General features: G+C 39.0%; 4 protein-coding genes. 2 read left to right on the top strand and 2 right to left on the bottom strand.

Annotated elements, in window-relative coordinates:
* Positions 1-226: 226 nt before the first annotated feature.
* Positions 227-949 carry a response regulator transcription factor gene (locus FJR06_RS05135; RefSeq protein ID WP_015078446.1) on the top strand — a complete coding sequence of 241 codons (723 nt, stop codon included), beginning with the start codon at positions 227-229 and terminating at the stop codon, positions 947-949.
* On the opposite strand, the gene FJR06_RS05130 is transcribed toward FJR06_RS05135, so the two are convergent.
* Together FJR06_RS05130 and FJR06_RS05125 are read right to left on the bottom strand one after the other, a co-directional pair.
* On the bottom strand, positions 926-2,263 hold the full coding sequence (locus tag FJR06_RS05130; protein WP_015078445.1) for a lipid-A-disaccharide synthase-related protein: 1,338 nt from the start codon (positions 2,261-2,263) through the stop codon (positions 926-928). The genes FJR06_RS05135 and FJR06_RS05130 overlap by 24 nt on opposite strands.
* 80 nt (positions 2,264-2,343) lie before the next feature.
* Positions 2,344-3,177, bottom strand: a complete 834-nt coding sequence (locus FJR06_RS05125; RefSeq protein ID WP_168651001.1) for a carbohydrate ABC transporter permease — start codon at positions 3,175-3,177, stop codon at positions 2,344-2,346.
* A gap of 235 nt (positions 3,178-3,412) precedes the next feature.
* Here FJR06_RS05125 and FJR06_RS05120 point away from each other — a divergent pair, with 235 nt between their 5' ends.
* On the top strand, positions 3,413-4,249 hold the full coding sequence (locus tag FJR06_RS05120; protein ID WP_041458202.1) for a D-alanyl-D-alanine carboxypeptidase family protein: 837 nt from the start codon (positions 3,413-3,415) through the stop codon (positions 4,247-4,249).
* Positions 4,250-4,286: the final 37 nt, after the last annotated feature.

Below are 4,286 nucleotides of genomic sequence, written 5' to 3'. Positions count from 1 at the left end.
GTACACCACAAAAGTACCCCGAATTTCTTAACTCCAAGGCGGTAATGAAAAAATATTCAAAGCGGTTAAAACCGTGGTCAGTGAGCAGTTCGACAAGCTCACTGTAACACTTGTCGAACTGCCCGTGCCGTGGCTGGTGAGCCATATCGATAGCGTAGCGTGGCGTTAGCCATACCATCCCTCTCAGGGCTAAAGCCGCTGAGTTTCCCACTTACCGGGTATTCTTATGAGTGAGATTAGTATTCTATTAATTGAAGATCACGATTTAACCCGCATGGGACTCAAAACTGAATTGCAGTCACACAGCGGCTTTAAGGTGATTGGTGAGGCAGCCAATGCGACTCAAGGACTAAAACTTTTAGAAACAATCAAGCCAAATGTGGCTGTGATAGATATTGGTTTACCTGATATGAGTGGAATTGAGCTAACGCGTAAATTTAGACGTTATCAGACAGAAACGGGACAATTTCAGACGAAAATTTTGATTTTGACGATGAATAATACTGAAGATGCAGTTCTAGCGGCTTTTGCGGCGGGAGCAGATTCTTATTATATGAAGGAAACAAGTATTAATAAATTTACTGAAGCTGTAGAAGCAACTTTTCATGGTAATTCTTGGATTGATCCAGCGATCGCTAGTGTCGTATTACGAAAAATGCGTCAAGGTGTCCCCGGTGATCATCAATCATTGGACAAGCCAAAAACTGTAAAAATCGAAGCTCTGGAAATAGAATATGAACAAGTTTTAGAAACTTATCCCCTCACCCAAAGGGAACTGGAAATTTTAGAATTGATTGTGGGTGGTTGCAGCAATGGCCAAATCGCCGAAAAATTATATATTACTGTAGGTACAGTAAAAACTCATGTTCGCAATATCTTAAATAAACTCTGTGCTGATGATCGAACCCAAGCAGCCGTGCGGGCTTTACGTTCTGGGTTGGTAGTTTAATTTTTCCTGCAAACATTCTGCAATCCGTTGTGCTGCACCTGCACGTCCCATGCGCTGCAACCCATTTTCAGCAATCTCATGTAAGAGGTCAGGATTTTTGAGTAGAGATTGGATAGCGGGGAGAACTTGTGATGGTTGGTTGACGAGGGTGAGAGATATTCCTAAAAGCCGACTTTGAGCTTCTGCAAAAGCGGGGTTGTATTGAGGTCCATGACCAGAAATAGCGATCGCTGGTTTTCCCAAACCGATGAATTGTTCTGTTGCTGTTCCAGCCATAGCGATCGCCAGATCACCTAAATGTAAGCATTCATTATAGGCTTGTTGGGTCAGGATAAAATAAGCATTTTTTTGGTTAAAAGTCAAGCTATCAGGGTCAGAAATTGCTAAAGGAGATTGATCACACCGTCGCCAACCTTGAATGTGTAAAGTTTGGGATAAAATACTACAATCTAAACCAGGAGCGATCGCCCCTAAAAAAATCATCGTCCCCGCAGCCCGAAAGATGGAATCTGGTTGTCGTAAACTAGCCGTCAGCGCAGATACAGCAATCATGATGATTTCCCAATTGTTGTAAGCTTCCGGCGCACGAGAACCGGGTAACAGAGTCACAATCAAAGGCCGAATCACTTCTTCGAGTTCAGCATCAGGACGATAAAACTGTTGTGCGGTAAAAATCTTCTGCAAACCATCCATCATGGGATTCCCCACATCCACAGCGGGAATTCGCCATTTTTTGAGAATTTCCGTAGTCAGAGCATCTCTAGGAAACACAGCCCGACAACGGCCACGACTCATCAACCATCTTTCCCAAGGATGGTAAATTGAACCAGAAAAATTTTCCCACCATGCGGACTTTGATTTTCTCGGTAATAATCCCGCTTCATCGCGCACATAGTATTCTGATTTAGCAGTACCTACAAAGGCATAATTAGCACCACTCACTGCTGCAAACAACAGGGGAACAATATCCCCCACCGCTAGAATAGCTTTGGGATTACCTAACTTGGTTTGTGAACTTACCCAACTGCGGATAGATTGAATTTGATTAAGAGTCAACTGCACCAACCCACCCCGCAGATCGCGCATTAATTCGCGGCTATCCATATAGATAAAACCACCAGAAGGCATAGTCTGCACCTTACCAATCATAGAAATATCTATTTGTTGATAAGCACGTCCTTCACCTACTATTGGTAAAGCAAAAATATCTGGTGGAGAAGATAATTGTTGTAGAGCCTGGATAATCCGAACAGCAATGATATCTTCTCCGTGACCATTGCTTAAGACTAATAACTGTAAACGAGAATTGGTCATTGATTTTTAAAATACGCTTTAAGGACAAGGAATAATAATTCGCTCTAAATCTAAATTTAAGCTCTTTTTTATCGGTATTTTTAGCCCTTGACTCCACTCCCTGTATCCGTAGGAACAATATATTTTTGTAGAAACAAAAACAATAATAGCACTGGAGTAATAGAAATTACTGAACCAGCAGCTACCAACCGCCAATCTAAAGAAAATGTTCCCGCTAACTTAGCTACCCCCAAGGGTAAAGTATATAAACTTTCATCTTGGATGACAATTAAAGGCCACAAAAAGTCACTCCAAGCACCAATAAAGACAAAGATAGCCAAAGTAATCAGCGCTGGACGAATGGCAGGTAGCATGATGTGCCACCACAATCCTAACTCAGAACTACCATCTAAACGAGCCGCTTCTTCAATTTCCTTTGGCACACCTATTAGAGCCTGCCGTAATAAAAATATACCAAAGGCAGATGCCAAACTAGGAAAAATTATTCCTAAGTAACTATTTCTCAACCCTAGTTGCACTGTCAAAATATATAAAGGAATCATGACAATTTGGAAGGGAATCATAATTGTGGAGACAATGGCAATAAAAATCCCATTTCTGCCCACAAATGATAGTCTGGCCAAGGGATAAGCCGCTAAGGAACAAAACAACAAATTTAAACCAACTGTTAATACTGATACTAGGATACTGTTGTATAAATAAGTTGCGAATGGTAAAAATTGCCAAACTTTAGAGAAGTTTTCTAGTGTTGGCTGACTAGGTAATAATTGGGGTGGTGACTGCCAAATATTTTCCGTTGGTGATTTTAGTGCTGTGCTGATTAACCATAACAATGGAAACAGCATCACGATAGCGATCGCACTGAGTATGCTATAAATAATTAAAGTTTGGATGCGGGAGTTTTTTAACTTCATATTTTGTTAAAAATGATTAAGTGTAAAGGTTGTTAATATAACTATTTGTAACCTAACAAATAAACTTTATCCTATAATTATACACACTAATTTTACCTCAAGTGACAAAAAACCAGATCCCTGACTTCTTGAAGAAGTTGGGGATATGAGTCCTGACATTGTGTCTTAATAACATAAATTCTAGGAAATTGTGGGATATGATGAAATCGAAATTTTCAAAATAAGTAATATTTTTATGAAACCAATTCTGCAAATAGCAGCATTTGTAACTATAATTATTTTTGTGAGTGTTACCTTGGTTTCTGTCCATAAAGTTTTTCGAGATCAGTTAATAATAACTCCCCAAATTGCCAAGGAATGTTTAACTAATTCCAGCTTACCTTGTGACAATTCAAAGTCATCTATAAATATACCATTTATTCCCGATCAGAAATTAGATGATCAACAACGGTTTTTAGCAACAATTGCCCAAAAAATCCCCACAATTCCCCAGGATGATACTTTTGAATATACTTTACTACGTTCCTATGGAACAGTATTTATTAATCAAGAGTCAGGAATTAATTTACCACAAAAAGTGATTTTAGATAACGAATCAGAAACAAAATCTTTTCAGAAGACAATGAGTATAGCTTTAGTAGATGGCACTCAAGAATGTTATTTACAAAAAACCGCAGCAGCAGCTTTAAATAAGGCGAAAAGTTTAGAAAATATTCCCCTTAAATCAGGTTATGCTGGTGATTGTCTTCGCAATTTTGCCACTAATTTAAGATTTTGGAATAAATACGCAAATAGTGAAACATTAGCAAGAGTCAAAGCCGGAAAAGAAACAAAAATTCTCGGTTTAGTTGCACCCCCCGGTACGTCACAACATCTGTGGGGATTAGCAATTGATTTACAAGTATCAACATCAACCCAAAGACAGGCTTTAAATGAAAATGGTTGGTTTCAAACTGTAGTTAGTGATCTTCCCCATTGGACTTATTTAAGCCAGAGTGAAGATGATTTACCCAAATTTGGATTACAACAAAAAACTATCCAAGGAATTAAATATTGGGTAACACCAATTTAATTTGTTAGTTGTTAGTAGGGGCGAAGCATTTGGAAGA

This window comes from Dolichospermum sp. UHCC 0352 (assembly GCF_009711925.1).
GTDB lineage: Bacteria > Cyanobacteriota > Cyanobacteriia > Cyanobacteriales > Nostocaceae > Dolichospermum > Dolichospermum lemmermannii.
The sequence above is the reverse complement of the archived record's forward strand: the minus strand, read 5'-3'. Positions and strand labels throughout refer to the sequence as shown.

What these genes read in the sequence shown, in the direction of transcription:
- FJR06_RS05135 (WP_015078446.1), top strand. Translation starts at nt 227, where the DNA reads ATGAGTGAGATTAGTATTCTATTAATTGAAGATCACGATTTAACCCGC.
- FJR06_RS05130 (WP_015078445.1), bottom strand. Translation starts at nt 2,263, where the DNA reads ATGACCAATTCTCGTTTACAGTTATTAGTCTTAAGCAATGGTCACGGA.
- FJR06_RS05125 (WP_168651001.1), bottom strand. Translation starts at nt 3,177, where the DNA reads ATGAAGTTAAAAAACTCCCGCATCCAAACTTTAATTATTTATAGCATA.
- FJR06_RS05120 (WP_041458202.1), top strand. Translation starts at nt 3,413, where the DNA reads ATGAAACCAATTCTGCAAATAGCAGCATTTGTAACTATAATTATTTTT.